We start from the raw sequence: 14,985 nt of genomic DNA on the forward strand, positions 1-14,985 counted from the left end.
GCCCTAGCGCAGCAACTGCCAGAACATCTGCACGCAGGGTGACGACGCCTGCTGCATGCTGACCAACGCGATGCGCGAATGGCGCGCGGCGTCGGCCAGCGGCTGCAGCACCACGCCGGGCGGGCAGATGCGCTCATAGACGCTGGGCACGATGGACAGACCCAGGCCTGCGGCCACCAGCGCCAGCATGGTCGAGGTCTCGCGTGCCGGCTGGGCGATGCGCGGCACAAAGCCGGCCTCGCTGCACAGCGCCAGAATATGTTCGTGCAGACCACCGCCGAGCACGGCCGGGTGCAGCACAAAAGGCTGGTCGGCCAGGCTGCTCAGTGCCAGTGCTTCGCCCGCAGCCGCCTTGGCATGTGCCACCGGCAGGGCCAGCTTCAGCTCATCGCGCCACAGCGTCTGCTCCCTAATCGGCACGGGGATGCGAAACGTCGGCGAGGGACGCATGAAGCCGATGTCGATCTGTCCCGTCGTCAATGCCGCGATCTGCTCGCCCGTGGTCATATGCTGCAGATCCAGCTCCACCTGCGGGTGACGGCTGCGAAAGTCGCGCAACATGGTGGAGAACTCGTCAAACAGCGGCACCGATGCCGTGAAGGCGATGCGCAAACGCCCCGCCAGGCCATGGGCTGCCATGCGCACCAGCTCGCCCGCCTGCTGATGCAGTTCCACGATCTGCCGCGCCTTGTCCTGCAGCAGCAGGCCTGCCGGCGTCAGCGCCACGGCGCGGCGCGAGCGCTCGAACAACTGCGCCCCCATCTCCTGCTCCAGCAGACGGATCTGCTGGCTCAGCGGGGGCTGGCTCATATGCAAGCGCTGGGCCGCACGGCTGAAATTCAGCTCCTCGGCCACAGCCAGAAAACAGGTCAGACGGCGCAAATCCATAGGACGATTTTCGTATCAAGTCCAGACGCAAACGGTATTGGACGCAATAGCCGCAGCTTTTCACAATCCGGTCAGCCGCAGCAGCCATGACGAAAGTAGCTGCCTGCGTTGATTCCAAAAGGGTTCAAGGCCTATCCCGCCCGCCCAATACAGAGAGACATTGATGAAGCCGTTTCCCCTTTTCACCGTCCGCCGAGCCCTGCTGATCAGCGCTGTGGCGCTGGCCGCAGGCTGCGCCCAGCAGCCAAGCAGCACGCCCAAGGAGCCTGTGCGTCTCATGACCTCGGGCGGCTTCACCGCAGCGCACAAGCTGCTGGCGCCTCAGTTCACGGCCCAGACCGGCCTGGCGGTGGAGTCGGCCTATGGCTCCTCCATGGGGGCCTCGCCCACCTCCATTCCCAATCGCCTGAGCAAGGGCGAGAAGGCCGATGTGGTGATTCTGGCGCGCGGTGCGCTCGACGATCTGGCCGCCAAGGGCCTGGTGCGCAACGGCACCCAGATCGACCTGGTGCGCTCGGCCGTGGGCGTGGCCGTGAAGAAGGGTGCCCCCATCCCCGACATCAGCAGCGAGGACAAGCTGCGTCAGGTGCTGCTCAACGCCAAGAGCATTGCCTATTCGGCCAGCGCCAGCGGCACTTACTACGAAACCCAGATGCTCAAGAAACTCGGCATTCACGACCAGGTCATGCCCAAGAGCAGGAAGATCGTGACCGAGCGCGTGGGCACCATCGTGGCGCGAGGCGAGGCCGAAATCGGCCTGCAGCAGGTCAGCGAACTGCTGCCCATCGAGGGCATCAGCTATGTCGGCACCCTGCCCGATTCGGTGCAGCACTACACCATCTTCTCGGCCGGCACGGCCAGTACCTCAACCAACCCGCAGGGGCTGGAGCAACTGCTCAAGTACTACACCTCGCCAGCCGCCGCCAAGACGATTCGTGACACCGGCCTGGAGCCCGTCGCCAAGCCCCGCTGAGCGCCGCATGACCCCGAAAAAAAGCCCGCCAGGCAGACGCCTGCGGGCTTTTTTGTCGCCTGGCAGCTCAGCGCTTGCTGCCCGCGCTGGCCTTCTGCACCAGTGCCACTGTCAGCCCCTGGGCGGTGACGGTGATGGCGCCAGGCTCCATGGCCAGCGCATCGACCAGGGCCAGATCCTGGTCCTGCAACTGATAGAGTACCACCTGACCCATGGCCTGCTCGGCCAATGCCGTGGCATAGGTGCCCAGCATATCGCTGAGCGCGGGCGACAGCCCGTCCATGCTGAGCTGGTTGACCTTGATCTGGTAGGCGCGCAAGGTGCGGTCAGTGGGCTCATAGCGCAGCGCAAAATCGACATTGAGCAGGCCGCTGTAATGCTCCTTGAGCACCTTGCCGCTGAGCTCGGCCGGGATCACGGCGTTGAGCATATTGCGCTCGGGCAGCATGCTCAGCTGCGGCGCCTTCAGGTCCAGCTGCAGCAAACCCGCCACGGGAAACTGCCTGGGGAAACGCCTGGCCAGCATCTCCTGCAGCTTCTGCTGGCTCACGCTCACGCTGCTGGGCACGGACTTGCCCGAGCAGCCCGTGGCAGCCATTCCCAATCCCAACACTGTCACCGCCAACCATGCGCGCCGATTCATCACGACCACCGAACTCCGTAAAACCTGATTCAAAACCCATGCAAACACTTGATAAACCAACGCTGTCAGCTATGGTTTTTGATCAATCCATTGTCTCTGAGCCTGCTATTCCACAGAGTCTCGATGGGTGTTCGCAGTTCCCTATCTGATGCAATCTGCAGGTAAAAGACTGTTATCTAACGTCCGACGCCATCCAGGGTTGACTGTCAACGCCAGCGGCAGTGCATGCACAATGATTTGCATGACTGCAAACTCCCTTCCCGTCAGCCATGAGGCGCTGACCGCCGCCGCCCAGGACACCAGCCTGCCCGACCAAGTTCTGACCCAGTGGTTCGGCAGCCCCAGGCCTGGCAATGCCGATGCCCTCAAGCACAAGGCGCAGTGGTTCACCAAATCGGCGGCCTTCGATGAGGAGCTGCGCCAGCGCTTTGGCACTGCCGTGGAAGCCGGCCTGGGCGGTGCACTGCAGCACTGGGCAACCCAGGGTCCATGGCAGCAGCTGGCATTGGTGATCCTGCTGGACCAGTTCACGCGCAATATCCATCGCAACACTCCCAAGAGCTTTGCCGGTGACGCGCAGGCCCTGGCACTGGCGCTGCAGGCAATGGACGCCGGCAGCGACCAACAACTGCCCGAGGTGGCCCGCGTCTTTATGTATCTGCCGCTGGAGCATGCCGAAGACCCGGCCATGCAGCAACGCAGCGTGGCCGCCTTCGAGGCTTTGCTGCAGAGCGCCACGGACGCCGGGCTGCGCGAATATCTGGCCGGAACGCTGGACTACGCCCATCGCCATCAGGTGGTGATAGAGCGCTTTTGCCGCTTCCCTCACCGCAACAGCATTCTGGGCCGCGCCAGCACCGCCCAAGAGGCCGAGTATCTGGCCCAGCCCGGCTCAGGCTTCTAGGGCGATCACGAGCCGCGCGTAGCCTCGCGCAGCGCGGGTTCCTGGCGTGCCTGAGGCTGGCGCTCAGGCTTCTTGCTCGCTCCCAGGTCACGGTGGCGCATGGCCCAGCGCTCCACCGTGTAGAACGACAGTGCCGACAGCGCGGTAGAGATCAGCAGGCCTGCGACCACGGTCACGGGCCAGGAGTAATCGGCACGCAGATAGCGCACCACCGGGTAATGCCAGAGGTAGATGCCATAGGACAGCTGGCCCAGCTTGATGAGCACCGGTGCCGTCAGCATTTCATAGACCAGTCCCGCGGGCTTTTGCACGGCCAACAGCACGACCAGGGCCGCGCATTCCACCACCGTGATGCCCCAGACCATGGCGTGCTGGTTGTCCCACTCCAGCTCCATGATCAGCGGCACGGCCAGCACAAACCACATGGTGTAGGCGCGCAGCGACTGCAGACGCTCTACCCATTGCGGGCGCTCCATCATCAGCGCAGCCAGCAAGGCGCCGGCCAGCAGACCCGAGGCCCGCGTGTCGAAGCGGAAAAAGATTTCGTAGAACTGCTGGCCCTGCACCACCCAGAAGATGCGCCACAGCGTACTCAGCAGCCACAGTGCTGCAAGCGGCGCCCAGACTCGGCCAGGCGTGGCCTTGCGCAGCAGCAGAACCAGCAGCGGCGGCCAGATCAGATAGAAATGCTCCTCCACCGACAGCGACCACATGTGCAGCAGCGTGTCCGGACTGTCGAAGAAGGCAATGCCGTAATCGGCCAGATAGAGAATGGAGACCAGGGCGTCCGAATAGATGTCCGTGAGATCGGGCCAGATAAAAGGCGCGAACACACAGTAGGCTCCAAGGAACAGTGCCAGCGCAGGCATGAGACGGAAGAAGCGGCGACGGTAAAAGCGCCAGTAATCAAGCTTGCCATGCTGCCGATACTCCATCAGCAGCAGGGAGGTGATCAAAAAACCGCTGAGCACGAAGAACAGATCGACGCCGAAGAAGGCGCCATCGAACATCGGGGCATGTGCATGCGAGAGCAGCACCAGCACAATGGCTATGCCTCTCAATCCATCGAGCGCTGGGTTGTAGCGCAGCTTGAACGCCGACTCCACCAAAACCGGACACCTTTCCTTTCGCCCAGGCACGGGCCGGGCTTGCAGACAAACAATCACAGCCATGCACAAGACATGGCTGAAGCAGTATTCAGAGTTTGAGCAAAGAGGCAGTAACAGCTCTTTGCAGCGACCCGGGGGTCACTGAGCGCATGAAAACGCGCTCGGGGGTGCCGGAACCTGGCAGGCGATTTGTCTGCTTCAGCTCACTGACGGTGAGACGGCAGATTGTTATGAATGCCCACAGCCAGACGGCTTGGCGTCTGTTGACAGGTGAACAGACCGGGCCAATTTGAACAGATTTTTACCGCCAGCCCAAACCAGGGGCAGAGCTTGCCGGGCTCTGGCAGGGTCTTGGCAATCCGTGTTAACAATTAAGAACAAAAACAGCATGCCGAGCTCCACCCATCGGCATCATCAGCTATCAAATTCGAAGCTTCAGGATGACTTGCGGCGCCCGCAGGCGGGTGCACTCTGGTGCACATCGCGCCACAGCAGCATCTCGGCCACGCGTTCGGACTTGTCGTCATCAAATCCCAGCTTCTGCGCGCGCTCGGCGGGGTTGGTCCAGGTTCCGAACAGCATGTCCCACAGCGGCAGACCGTAGTTCTGCGCATGGTGGCCATGCTGATGGTGCACGGTATGCATTTCCGGGCGCTGCAGCACATAGCCGAGCCAGCGCGGCGTGCGCATGTCGGCATGGGTGAACAGATCGAAGGCCGCCGTCAGCCCCAGGGCCACGGCCGCCGCTGCCGGGCTGGCACCCAGCACCCAATAGCTGGAGATCACGCTCAGCAGCATGGCAGCGCAGGAGTCCAGCGGATGGGCGTAGAACGAGGTCAGCACCTCGATGCGACGCGCGCTGTGATGCAGCTGGTGAAACACGCGCCACAGCAGGTCCGAGGCATGGGTGGCGCGATGCCACCAGTAAAAGACAAAGCTGGTGATGAAAAAGCTCAGCAGCCCCACCAGCAGCGGGTTCCAGCGTGCGCCCACATCCAGCAGCGCATGCTGGCGAATGCGCTCCTCCAGCAACCAGCCCAGCGCCAGCGTGCAGACCAGCGTCAGCGCGCCCAGGGCGCTGCTGTAGATCAGCCAGCGCCGGTCGCAGAGATTGCGCGAGGCGGGCGCAATCACCTCGCGCGTGAAGACTGCCACGAACAGCAGCGCAATCAGCGGATAGACCAGGTACTCCAGCACGGCAATCATTCCCCTTGAGGTTTGCCATGCAGTCTATCGACTGACGCCGCTCCAGTGCTTTATTGGGGCAATACGAACTGCTCCAGCGGCGTGTCGTTGGGCGTGGCCAGCTGTTTCTTGAGCACCTCGCCCATGGGCAGGTTCAGGTTCACGTTCTTGGGCGCAATGGGCTGCATGAACCACTTGTTGTAGAGCTTGTGCAGCTCGCCCGAACGGATCATCTGCAAAATGGCGCCGTCCACGGCCTTCTTGATCTGCGGGTCGTCCTTGCTGAACTGGATGGCAATCGGCTCGGCACCAATCACCTCGCCCACAATCTTGTAGCCCTTGGGATTCTTGCTCTGGCCGATCACGCCGGCCAGCATGTTGTCGTCCAGCACAAAGGCATCGACGCGACCCGACTCCAGCATCAGAAAGCTCTCGAACTGATCCTTGCTCATCAGCGTCTTGAAGTTCAGCTCGTTGTCGCTGGCGTACTTGCGCAGAATCTGCACCGCCGTCGTGCCCGTGATGGCGCCCACATTGCGCCCCTGCAGCTGCTTGAACGAGGTGATGCCCGAGTCGACACGCACGGCCATGCGCACCTCGCTGACATAGGTGGTCAAACCAAACGCCACCTGCTTCTGGCGCGTGAGGTTGTTGGTCATGCTGGCGCAATTGAAATCGGCCGTGCCGTTATTGATCAGCGGCATGGTGTTCTGCGGCGTCAGCACCATGTATTTGAGCTGGGCCCGAGGTGCAATCGCATGCACCACGCGCTCGCAGAGGTCCATGTGATAGCCGACGAACTTCTCGTTGGCACCGATCGCGTAGGACATGGGAACTGCTGCCTCCCGCACCCCCAGCACCACGGTGCCGCCGGCCTGCCAGCGCTGCAACGTGGGCGATGCGGACAGATCCACGGCCGTGTCGATACCAGAGCCGATATTGGAACTCGCCGCCTCAGTCTTGCCCGCAGCCATGGCCGAGCCCGCGCATACCAGCGCTGCTGCCAACCCCACCCATTTCCACGACTTGCCCATCACCCACTCCCGAAAAACAAAAGCGCCGAGACCCCTGGTCATCGGCGCTCATCACCCACCCGATCCGGCACACACCTCATGCACTCATGAGGCCCTGGACCGATTGTCCGTGTTCGCTTATTGCTTTGAGTGGAATGCTTATGCCTGCACGGCGCTTCATGCGTCGCGTTTGGCGGGGGCTGCCCTCATCAGTTCACGCAGGCGCTGGTGGGCGCTACTGGCCTCATCGACCGGCTGCTGGTGCTTGGCCTGTAGATAGCGTTCGGTGAACACGCCCAGATAGCTCTCCAGCACGCGGCCGGCCTGCACATCGCCGGCATCGCCCACCAGCTCCAGGCACAGGGCCGCCACCTCGCTGGTGCAGAAATGATCGTCGCGCTTGGATCTGCGCAATTGATAGCGAGAGATCAGATCCGGGTGCAGACTGAGCACGGGGAAGCCATCGAGATACGGGCTTTTGCGAAACATCTTGCGCGCCTCCGACCAGGTCGCGTCCAGCAGTATGAACAGCGGGCGCCTGCCGGGCTGCAGCGCACGGCTGTCGCCGCCGTCCAGCGTCTCCAGCACACGCTCGGCAGGCTCTGCATATTCACCTGGGAAGACCACATAGGGCTGCCACTGCGGATCGGCCAGCAAAGCCTCCAGCTGCGGATCCAGCTCGGTACGCGACCAGCCGAAGGCATGGGTGTCCTTCACCACATCGGCGATCAGCCAGCCGGTGTTGCTGGGCTTGAGCGGCTCGGCATCATGCATCAGCAGGCAGAAGGCCGCGCGCGTGGCCAGCTCGGGGCGCAGTGCGCACATGCAGTGGGAGGGGCGCAAACGGCAGCCCTCGCAGCGCTCGCCCTTGGGGCCGCCACGCGCCAGGAACGGGCGCGTGCTTCGTGCCAGCCGCGCCTGGCGCAAGCGCGAGACGGCATGCGGAGACAGCGTGGAGGCAAGAGTTTTCTGCGGAGTCAGAGCGGCAGGGGACAAAGGCGTGGAAGCAGGCAAGACGGACACCAGCGGGTTCGAACAGATGCCCGGATTGTCCCGCCTTTGCCAAATCCAGTGCTGATGCTGCAGGAGCGCCGCTTAGTCGCAGTCGCCCTGCTCGAAGGTCGGACCACGACCGAAGCTGAACACCGTGGGCCTGGCATTCCTGAGTCCGGTGGAAATCACATTCCTGAAGCGATCCGGCTCGCAGTTGAAGCGCGTGTCCAGCACATAGTCCTCGGACTCTGCCTTGACCATGGCGTCACGCCAGGCGGCCGTCGCATCCAGCACCTTGCCGTCCACCATGGGGGCCTGCACCGAGTAATTGATGAAGTTGGTCAGGCGCGAACCCTTGGCCTCCAGATAGACCACGGGGTCTGCGGCATTGCCGCACAACGTCAGGCAGTCGGCGTAGTAACGGCTATCCAGCAAAGGCTCGAAGCTGCCGAAAGTCAGGTCGCCGAGCTTGATATCGGGCTGCCCCTCGGACACGTTCAGCACGCTCTTGAGCGAGAGATTGCAGCTGGGTGCGATATCGATCTCGACAGACTCGATCACCTTGTCGGCCTCGTCGCTGACCAGAGTGATATCGCAGCCGTCGGTGCGGAACTGGTGGCGATGGAATTCCGAGCGCATGGCCGGGCCGGCAATCTTTTCCACATAGGCCAGATTCATGCCTATGGTTTCGGTGCTGAACAACTGATCGATCACACGCTTGGCCTGGGTGGCAGGCTGTGCAGGCGCGGAGGCCGGCGCAGCGGCCGGAGCCTGTGCCGGGGGCGCGGCGCCCTCGGTCTTGGAGTCCGAGCAGGCCAGCAGCAGGGCTGCGCCAGCCATGGCAACGGTCCAGACTCCGCAGCGTTTGATCCAGCAATGAGGCATCTGCATATCCTTGTGAGTTCGCAAGCCCCGCAATATAGGTGCAGGCCCCGAAATCACCAAGAACAAGAGGCTTCAGCCCCCAACGCACTCCAGTTCGAACAGCGGCATATCGGCCTGACGACTCAGCCATACGCCGCCGCCCAGCTCCTTGAAGTGAGGCTGCAGGCCGCGGCGGTACAGCTCGGCGCGGTGGCGATACAGGCGCGGATCGGTCAGTTCCTCGTCGATGATGTCGCGCTCGTAATCCTCGCGTGCCACGGCCTCGATATAGAGCCCGCCGCGCGACAGCCGGCCCAGATTGGCCAGCGCCTTTTTCAGGTCGGCCGGACTCAGATAGGGCAGCACGCCCTGGCAGATCACCAGATCGAAAGGCTGGCCGTCGTTGGGCTGCCAATCCACCACCGAGCCCTGCTCCCAGCCATAGCGCTCGCACAGATAGGGACTGAACTCCACGCCCTGATACTGCACGCCCGGAAAGTGCTTTTGCACCGCCTCGCGCCACAGGCCTATGCCGCAGCCCACGTCCAGCACCCGCTGCACGGGCACGCGCAGATACGCAAGATACGAGCAGACAAACGCACCCAGCCGCCGCGCGTGCTCGGGGTCGATCACGCTGGTCTTCTTGTCAAAGTAAAAGCGCTGGTAATACGCCTCGTCAAACCACTCGTTGCTTGCTGATTGCACGCAGCCTCCTTCAAAAAACAAACGGCGCCCGAAGACGCCGAAACTTCAAAAACCGACGCTGACTCAGGAAAGAGACAGCCAGCAAGGGCCTGGGCGGCCCCGCCGGGGCAAGGCGCGCAGCGCCTCAGGGGGTTAAATTCTGCCAACCACGGACCAGCCCTTGCGCTGGTCCTGCTTGTTGTTCTCGTAGTCCCACACCGTGCCGCAGCGCTCGCAGACATAGCGGGTCACCGTCGCCGTGCTCGAGCCGCGCTCCTCCTTGCGGTTGCCGCGCTGCATCAGTTCGGCATGGCCGGGGGCTTTGCGCCAGTTGCGCTGAATGCCGGCACAGGCGTCGCACAGATGGTCTTCGGCAGGAGTGGTGGTGTTGGTCATGAAAAAATTACTGAATGTGGTGCAGGCCCCGGACGTCCGCCCGCGCTGCAAAGCAGCCATTGTGCCGCCTGCCCCGGTTTTGCACCGGCAGCGGGCACAGCATCACCGCTTGCAGGTCGGGCATGACCGCGCTCGCTGTTGCCGCTCGGGGCTCAAGGCCTTGCCCCGCAAGCGCAGACAGCTCCTGTTTTTTATCCCCACCGCTGAAGACAAAAAAGGCCGCTTGCGCGGCCCTGGTTCAGTCAGCCTGGATCAGGCCTTCGCGGGGCGATAGGCCAGGCAGATCTTGTTGCCGTCGGGGTCGCGCAGATAGGCCAGATACATGGAGTCGCCGCGCCAGCCCGGCGCATCCTCGATCGAGACGCCGCCCGCTGCCAGGCCCGCCGCATGGGCCGCGGTCACCTGATCGGTGGACTGGGCCAGAAAGCCCGTGGTCGCGCCATTGCCAGAGCTTGCCGTTTCGCCGTTGATGGGCGTGGAGATGGCAAACACGCCCGTGGGGCTGCGGTAGAAGAAGCGGTTCTTGTTGGCAACGCCGGGCGCAATGCCCAGCTGACCCAGCAATGCGTCGTAAAAGCGCTTGCTGGACTCCAGATCATTTACACCCAGCATGATGTGGCTAAACATGGTTGTCTCCTGGAAAAGCCCTGTTTCGGGCGAAGATGTGAAATCAGCAGGCCATCGTAACGGGAGCTTGCCGTCCTCTTCTGTCACCCATATTCAGCCCACCATGCTGCCAGACCATTTCACCCCGGTTCCCCTGGACAAGTCCTACCGCCTGCTCAATCACGGCCCCACGGTCATCGTCTCGGCCCAGCATGCGGGCGAGCGCAACGCCATGAGCGCTGCCTGGGCCTGCGCACTCGATTTCGCGCCGCCCAAGATCAGCGTGGTGCTCGACAAGGCCACGCGCACGCGCGCCCTGGTCGAGGGCAGCGGCCTCTTTGCCCTGCAACTGCCCACCGTGCCCCAGGCCGCGCTGACGGTGGGCATAGGCACGGACAGCGCCGTCACAGAACCCCGCAAACTCGTCAAACATGGCGTGCAGCTTTTCGACGCACCGGGCTTGGCTGTACCGCTGGTGGCAGGCTGCGCCGCCTGGCTGGTCTGCAAGCTGATCCCCGAGCCGCACAACCAGCAGAGCTATGACCTGTTCATCGCCGAAGTCGTCGCCGCCTGGGCCGACGAGCGCGTGTTCCGCAACGGACACTGGGAGTTCGACTCCGCGCCTGCCGAGCTGCGCACCCTGCACTATGTGGCGGGCGGGCAGTTCTTCGCGATTGGCGAATCGGTGCTCGTGAAATAGAAGCTCTTATGGTCGCATCGCTTATTTATCAAGCGCCGGCAGCTATCAAAATAATGCGCACTTTGCCGTGACGGCCACTGACATCCTCAGGTGCCCCGGCCCGCAGCACCTGCGCACCCGGGTCTTTGTAACCGCCTTGATTTAGACTGCATCACTGACTGACATATCAAACAACCCATGACTGCAGGTGCCGTACCTCCGCACAGGGCAACGATCTCTGCTATCAATCACCTTGAAGTGACAGACAATGGCGCAAGAGTTTTTTGATCCCGTGCTGTTCATCAAAGAAGATGCGCCGACGTCGGTCGATCTGTCGCAGACACCGTTTTTCTGCAATATCCACGGGTTCCCGCACTATTGCGCGGAGCCGCCCACAGGCTTGACGCTGCTTGAGCCTGTCGCCAGTGACCCCAAGGTCGCCATCGGCAACGCATACCGCGTCCTTTCTGCGACCACCACCCGCCCCGACCCCAAGTACGGCAATCAGACCCGGCTGGAGTTCCAGGCCGATAAGGTCGAGTACGAAGCCCTTGCCGCCACGCATCAAACTGCAGCGGCGTTCGGCATGACGCTGATAGCACCGGGCCAGGGAGTTCGCATCACCAGCCCCCAGCCGCATCTTTCGCTGGTCGACTATGAGTACGGCATGTTTGCCGGGCACCGCTCGCCCTATGAGGGCACCGGCTACCGTCTGCTGGGCAAGGTCTGTACCGACCTCGAGCATCACGATTTCCCGCATGTCTTCACCTCCATCGACCCGCACCTGCCGCTGGTGATTTCGGTGGGAAAGTACTGGCCTGAGCAGCAGAAAATCTGTCTCGCCGACCTCTGGCTGCCGCGTGGCATGGCCTTGTATGTGCCTCCCCGACCCAATCTTCCCGGACAGACTTGCCTGGATCTGCACGGCAACCGCAATTCAGCCCTGGCCTGCTGGCGCGGGATAGAGCGATCCAGCGTCAAAACCCAGACCCTGCTGCAGACCGAAGGCGGCTATTTCTACTGGTTCTGGAACGAGCTGCCCACCACCCACCCTCTTCTCGATCTGACAGGAGCGTCCCATGCTTGAAGCCCGCCCCCGCCTGCGCACCCTTGAACCCGACACGGACAACGGCCTCTACCAGACGCTGCTGGAATCCACCCTGGCGATTCCGTTCAAGATTGACTGGACCACGAAGAAATACAGCTATATCGGCCCGCAGATCGCTGATCTGCTGGGCTGGAGCCCCGAGAGCTGGGAGACAGTGAACGACTGGGCCGAACGCATCCACCCCGACGAGCGCGAGCAAACCGTCTCGCGCTGCGTGGAGCTGTGCCTGGCGGGTGTGGATCACGAGGCCGAGTACCGGGCGCTGACCAGCGACAACCGCTTTGTCTGGGTCAAGGAAGTGGTGCATGTGCTCTGCGACGAACAGGGCCAGCCCACAGCGCTGATCGGCTTCACCTTCGACATCACCGAGCAGAAAAAATCCGAGCATTTGCGCGCCGAGCTGGAAGCCCAGAAGCTCTCCAACGCGCGCCTGCAGGAGCGCCTGCGCCTGACCCACGACCTGCACGACGGCCTGGGCGGCGAGCTGGTCCATATGATTGCTTCCGTCGAGCAGGGCAGCGAAGCCATGACCCGGCCCCAGGTGCTGTCCATGCTCAAGCTCATCCGCAACGATCTGCGCCAAAGCATAGACAGCAACGCCTCGGCCCAGGTGCGCGTGCCAGCCACTCCACAGGAATGGCTGGCCCCCTTGCGCCGCCGCTTCAACGATCTGTTCGAGGCCCTGGGTGTGCGCTGCGACTGGCAGTTTCCGCAAAGCTGGAGCCAGCCGCCCAACGCGCTGCAATACCTGGCTCTGACCCGGCTGATCGAAGAAGCTCTGACCAATGTCATCAAACACAGCCAGGCCCGCCATGTACGCCTGTCCCTGGTGCAGCCGCAGGCCGAGGAGCTGCTGCTGGAGATCGAGGATGACGGCGTAGGCTTTGATGTGCAGGCCGTGGAGGCATCGGGCCTGGGCGTGGGCATGCGCTCCATGGCAGTGCGGGTGGCGCGGGTTGGGGGACTGCTGGGGATTGAGTCGTCGCCGGGGAGGACGGCTTTGGCGGCGCGGGTGGTGTTGGGTTCTGAGGATTGAGTTTTTGGGCTGTGGGGCTTGTCTAGCTTGCAGCTATAGCTATTCTTTTTAGCGCTTTGCTTGGTTTTGGTTCTGAGGCCGGGTCTCGCCCCGGCAGGCGAGTTACCTTTCTTGCTCGCACAAGAAACGTAACCCAAAGAATGCGCCCCGACTGTCTGCGTCCCTGCGCTTCGCTACGGGCAAACCTGCGTCACGACATTCGGTCTGCGGTGCGGCAAAACTCGCTTTGCGCTACGCGCGCCGCTCAAACAGGTTGCCGCAAATTTGTTCACGATGCTTTGGCACTCTGCGGTGCCAATGCCCGCAGCCCGAACCGCGTGCCGCAGGCGCAGACACACGGGTGGGAGCAGGCAGCCAGCAAGAGTTGTGGCGAAATTGGCTTCTATCTCAATCACAAATTGCGGTTGCAGCTATCAAATCTGATGGAAGCTATCTTTCGGTATCTCGCCCCTTGTGCCCACGCCTGCAACGGCGGCCTCTTGAGGCTGGCGTCTGCACCGCAGAGTGCAGACGCATCGTGCTCTAACTTGCGGCAACGTGTCTGAGCGGAGTGCTGCAAGCGCGCAGCGAGTTTTGCCGCACAGCCACAAGAGGTTGACGGCGCAGGTCGCCCCGTAGCGCAGCGAAGGGGTCGTGGGCAGCAGGGGCTGGCTCTTTGCCTGCTTTCTTGCGAAGAAAGTAGGTCGGCTGGCGGGCCGAGACCCGCCTTCTGCCAAAAAATCAGGCATGCCGCCGAATAAACCAGACCAAGAGCCTAATCTGTCTCTAACCCAATAAGAGCAAGCGTGGAAAGCTATCAAAACAAGAAGGGCATGTGGCCCACCAAGAACCACATGCCCAATCAGCCTCAAACCCAGGCGCACAAAGCGCCATCAGCTATCAATATTCGAGGCAGATCTTGCCGAAATGCCTGCCAGCGGCCTGGTGCTCGAAAGCCGCCACCATCTGCTCCAGCGTATAGCGGCTGTCGATCACGGGCTTCCAGCCGAAGTTTTCCAGCGCGCGCACCATGTCCTGCTGCTGCTCGCGGCTGCCGACGATCAGGCCCTTGAGGGTTTGCTGCTTGCGCATCATCTCCACCGTGGGCACGGCGCCCGCAAAACCGGTCAACACGCCGATCAGCGCGATATGGCCGCCCACGGCGCAGGCGCGAATGGACTGGGGCAAGGTGCCGGGGCCGCCGACCTCGACCACGATGTCGGCACCGCGACCGCCGGTGGCGGCCAGCACGGCGTCGCCCCATTCGGGCTGGTCCTTGTAATTGATCACCAGATCGGCCCCCAATGCCTTGAGCTGCTCGGCCTTGGCCGCGCTGGAGGTGGTGGCGATGACGGTGGCGCCCATGCTCTTGGCCATCTGCAGTGCAAAGATGGAGACGCCGCCCGTGCCCAGCACCAGCACGGTGTCGCCGGCCTTGAGATGGCCGTCCACCACCAGCGCGCGCCAGGCCGTGAGGCCGGCCGTGGTCAGCGTGGCGGCCTCGGCATGGCTCCAGCCCTCGGGGGCATGGGTAAAGCTGGTGGCGGGCAGGTTCACGAATTCGCGTGCAAAGCCGTCCACGCCGTCGCCGGGCACGAGCTGGAAGTCGGACGGCACATGGCGGCCCGACAGCCATTGCGGAAAGAAGGTGGAGACGACGGCATCGCCCACGGAAAATTCCGTCACGCCAGCGCCCACGGCCGTGACCAGGCCTGCGCCGTCGGCCATGGGGATGCGGCCGTCGGCCGCCGCGCCGGGGCGGCGCACCACACCCAGGTCGTGGTAGTTGAGCGAGCTGGCGTGAATGCGTACCTGGATCTCGCCGGCGGCGGGTGCCGCAGGTGCAGGCAGGTCGACAAGCTTCAGATGTTCGAAACCGCCGGGGGCGGCCAGTTGCATGACTTTCATGGAGTGCTCCTCAAGAG

17 protein-coding genes are annotated in these 14,985 nt (G+C 63.0%); 6 read left to right on the forward strand and 11 right to left on the reverse strand.

From position 1 onward, the window contains the following. Positions 1-3: 3 nt before the first annotated feature. Positions 4-888, reverse strand: coding sequence for a LysR family transcriptional regulator (locus FSY45_RS17755; RefSeq protein ID WP_046460435.1), 885 nt, complete (start codon positions 886-888; stop codon positions 4-6). A 163-nt stretch (positions 889-1,051) separates the two neighbouring features. Here FSY45_RS17755 and FSY45_RS17760 point away from each other — a divergent pair, with 163 nt between their 5' ends. Next, the gene (locus FSY45_RS17760) at positions 1,052-1,861 is read left to right on the forward strand and encodes a substrate-binding domain-containing protein (protein WP_003066994.1); all 810 of its coding nucleotides are present in this window, start codon (positions 1,052-1,054) and stop codon (positions 1,859-1,861) included. A gap of 67 nt (positions 1,862-1,928) precedes the next feature. On the opposite strand, the gene FSY45_RS17765 is transcribed toward FSY45_RS17760, so the two are convergent. After that, positions 1,929-2,459: a hypothetical protein gene (locus FSY45_RS17765; RefSeq protein WP_046460434.1), complete on the reverse strand. Its 531-nt coding sequence runs from the start codon at positions 2,457-2,459 to the stop codon at positions 1,929-1,931. A 277-nt stretch (positions 2,460-2,736) separates the two neighbouring features. On the opposite strand from FSY45_RS17765, the gene FSY45_RS17770 reads away from it, so the two are divergent. After that, the gene (locus FSY45_RS17770) at positions 2,737-3,408 is read left to right on the forward strand and encodes a DUF924 family protein (RefSeq protein ID WP_187427567.1); all 672 of its coding nucleotides are present in this window, start codon (positions 2,737-2,739) and stop codon (positions 3,406-3,408) included. A gap of 5 nt (positions 3,409-3,413) precedes the next feature. Here FSY45_RS17770 and FSY45_RS17775 read toward each other — a convergent pair whose 3' ends face one another. The 7 genes from FSY45_RS17775 to FSY45_RS17805 form a co-directional block, all read right to left on the reverse strand. Continuing rightward, positions 3,414-4,517 carry an acyltransferase gene (locus FSY45_RS17775; RefSeq protein ID WP_034350912.1) on the reverse strand — a complete coding sequence of 368 codons (1,104 nt, stop codon included), beginning with the start codon at positions 4,515-4,517 and terminating at the stop codon, positions 3,414-3,416. Positions 4,518-4,952: 435 nt separating this feature from the next. Continuing rightward, positions 4,953-5,723 (reverse strand): sterol desaturase family protein, encoded by a 771-nt coding sequence (locus FSY45_RS17780; protein ID WP_003066987.1) that lies wholly within the window; start codon positions 5,721-5,723, stop codon positions 4,953-4,955. A 50-nt stretch (positions 5,724-5,773) separates the two neighbouring features. Beyond that, positions 5,774-6,736 carry a transporter substrate-binding domain-containing protein gene (locus tag FSY45_RS17785; RefSeq protein ID WP_052951043.1) on the reverse strand — a complete coding sequence of 321 codons (963 nt, stop codon included), beginning with the start codon at positions 6,734-6,736 and terminating at the stop codon, positions 5,774-5,776. Positions 6,737-6,892: 156 nt separating this feature from the next. Then, positions 6,893-7,729 (reverse strand): tRNA-uridine aminocarboxypropyltransferase, encoded by an 837-nt coding sequence (locus FSY45_RS17790; RefSeq protein ID WP_046460432.1) that lies wholly within the window; start codon positions 7,727-7,729, stop codon positions 6,893-6,895. A gap of 81 nt (positions 7,730-7,810) precedes the next feature. After that, positions 7,811-8,593, reverse strand: a complete 783-nt coding sequence (locus tag FSY45_RS17795) for a hypothetical protein (RefSeq protein ID WP_046460504.1) — start codon at positions 8,591-8,593, stop codon at positions 7,811-7,813. 72 nt (positions 8,594-8,665) lie between these two features. Next, on the reverse strand, positions 8,666-9,277 hold the full coding sequence (locus tag FSY45_RS17800) for a class I SAM-dependent methyltransferase (RefSeq protein WP_046460503.1): 612 nt from the start codon (positions 9,275-9,277) through the stop codon (positions 8,666-8,668). Positions 9,278-9,409: 132 nt separating this feature from the next. Further along, positions 9,410-9,652, reverse strand: a complete 243-nt coding sequence (locus FSY45_RS17805) for a hypothetical protein (RefSeq protein WP_003066979.1) — start codon at positions 9,650-9,652, stop codon at positions 9,410-9,412. Between FSY45_RS17805 and FSY45_RS27855 the strand changes: the two genes are divergently transcribed. Next, complete coding sequence (locus FSY45_RS27855; RefSeq protein WP_187427568.1) at positions 9,651-9,926, forward strand: hypothetical protein; 276 nt, start codon at positions 9,651-9,653, stop codon at positions 9,924-9,926. The genes FSY45_RS17805 and FSY45_RS27855 overlap by 2 nt on opposite strands. Here FSY45_RS27855 and FSY45_RS17810 read toward each other — a convergent pair. Next, positions 9,905-10,279 (reverse strand): VOC family protein, encoded by a 375-nt coding sequence (locus FSY45_RS17810; protein ID WP_046460431.1) that lies wholly within the window; start codon positions 10,277-10,279, stop codon positions 9,905-9,907. The two genes, FSY45_RS27855 and FSY45_RS17810, sit on opposite strands and share 22 nt — an antisense overlap. A gap of 103 nt (positions 10,280-10,382) precedes the next feature. On the opposite strand from FSY45_RS17810, the gene FSY45_RS17815 reads away from it, so the two are divergent. The 3 genes from FSY45_RS17815 (at position 10,383) to FSY45_RS17825 (ending at position 13,081) form a co-directional block, all read left to right on the forward strand. Beyond that, positions 10,383-10,958, forward strand: coding sequence for a flavin reductase family protein (locus tag FSY45_RS17815; protein WP_046460430.1), 576 nt, complete (start codon positions 10,383-10,385; stop codon positions 10,956-10,958). A gap of 247 nt (positions 10,959-11,205) precedes the next feature. Beyond that, on the forward strand, positions 11,206-12,024 hold the full coding sequence (locus FSY45_RS17820) for a hypothetical protein (protein WP_003066973.1): 819 nt from the start codon (positions 11,206-11,208) through the stop codon (positions 12,022-12,024). After that, positions 12,017-13,081 carry a PAS domain-containing protein gene (locus tag FSY45_RS17825; protein WP_046460429.1) on the forward strand — a complete coding sequence of 355 codons (1,065 nt, stop codon included), beginning with the start codon at positions 12,017-12,019 and terminating at the stop codon, positions 13,079-13,081. Before FSY45_RS17820 ends, FSY45_RS17825 begins: the two co-directional genes overlap by 8 nt. An 879-nt stretch (positions 13,082-13,960) precedes the next feature. Here FSY45_RS17825 and FSY45_RS17830 read toward each other — a convergent pair. Next, positions 13,961-14,968, reverse strand: coding sequence for an NAD(P)-dependent alcohol dehydrogenase (locus tag FSY45_RS17830; RefSeq protein ID WP_046460428.1), 1,008 nt, complete (start codon positions 14,966-14,968; stop codon positions 13,961-13,963). Positions 14,969-14,985: the final 17 nt, after the last annotated feature.

This window comes from Comamonas sp. Z1 (assembly GCF_008121555.1).
In the GTDB taxonomy this organism is placed as follows: domain Bacteria; phylum Pseudomonadota; class Gammaproteobacteria; order Burkholderiales; family Burkholderiaceae_C; genus Comamonas; species Comamonas thiooxydans.

Bases quoted from the DNA above. Each gene is read 5' to 3' on its own strand.
- FSY45_RS17755 (WP_046460435.1), bottom strand. From the start codon at position 888: ATGGATTTGCGCCGTCTGACCTGTTTTCTGGCTGTGGCCGAGGAGCTG.
- FSY45_RS17760 (WP_003066994.1), top strand. From the start codon at position 1,052: ATGAAGCCGTTTCCCCTTTTCACCGTCCGCCGAGCCCTGCTGATCAGC.
- FSY45_RS17765 (WP_046460434.1), bottom strand. From the start codon at position 2,459: ATGGCTGCCACGGGCTGCTCGGGCAAGTCCGTGCCCAGCAGCGTGAGC.
- FSY45_RS17770 (WP_187427567.1), top strand. From the start codon at position 2,737: ATGATTTGCATGACTGCAAACTCCCTTCCCGTCAGCCATGAGGCGCTG.
- FSY45_RS17780 (WP_003066987.1), bottom strand. From the start codon at position 5,723: ATGATTGCCGTGCTGGAGTACCTGGTCTATCCGCTGATTGCGCTGCTG.
- FSY45_RS17785 (WP_052951043.1), bottom strand. From the start codon at position 6,736: ATGGGCAAGTCGTGGAAATGGGTGGGGTTGGCAGCAGCGCTGGTATGC.
- FSY45_RS17795 (WP_046460504.1), bottom strand. From the start codon at position 8,593: ATGCCTCATTGCTGGATCAAACGCTGCGGAGTCTGGACCGTTGCCATG.
- FSY45_RS27855 (WP_187427568.1), top strand. From the start codon at position 9,651: ATGAAAAAATTACTGAATGTGGTGCAGGCCCCGGACGTCCGCCCGCGC.
- FSY45_RS17805 (WP_003066979.1), bottom strand. From the start codon at position 9,652: ATGACCAACACCACCACTCCTGCCGAAGACCATCTGTGCGACGCCTGT.
- FSY45_RS17810 (WP_046460431.1), bottom strand. From the start codon at position 10,279: ATGTTTAGCCACATCATGCTGGGTGTAAATGATCTGGAGTCCAGCAAG.
- FSY45_RS17815 (WP_046460430.1), top strand. From the start codon at position 10,383: ATGCTGCCAGACCATTTCACCCCGGTTCCCCTGGACAAGTCCTACCGC.
- FSY45_RS17820 (WP_003066973.1), top strand. From the start codon at position 11,206: ATGGCGCAAGAGTTTTTTGATCCCGTGCTGTTCATCAAAGAAGATGCG.
- FSY45_RS17825 (WP_046460429.1), top strand. From the start codon at position 12,017: ATGCTTGAAGCCCGCCCCCGCCTGCGCACCCTTGAACCCGACACGGAC.
- FSY45_RS17830 (WP_046460428.1), bottom strand. From the start codon at position 14,968: ATGAAAGTCATGCAACTGGCCGCCCCCGGCGGTTTCGAACATCTGAAG.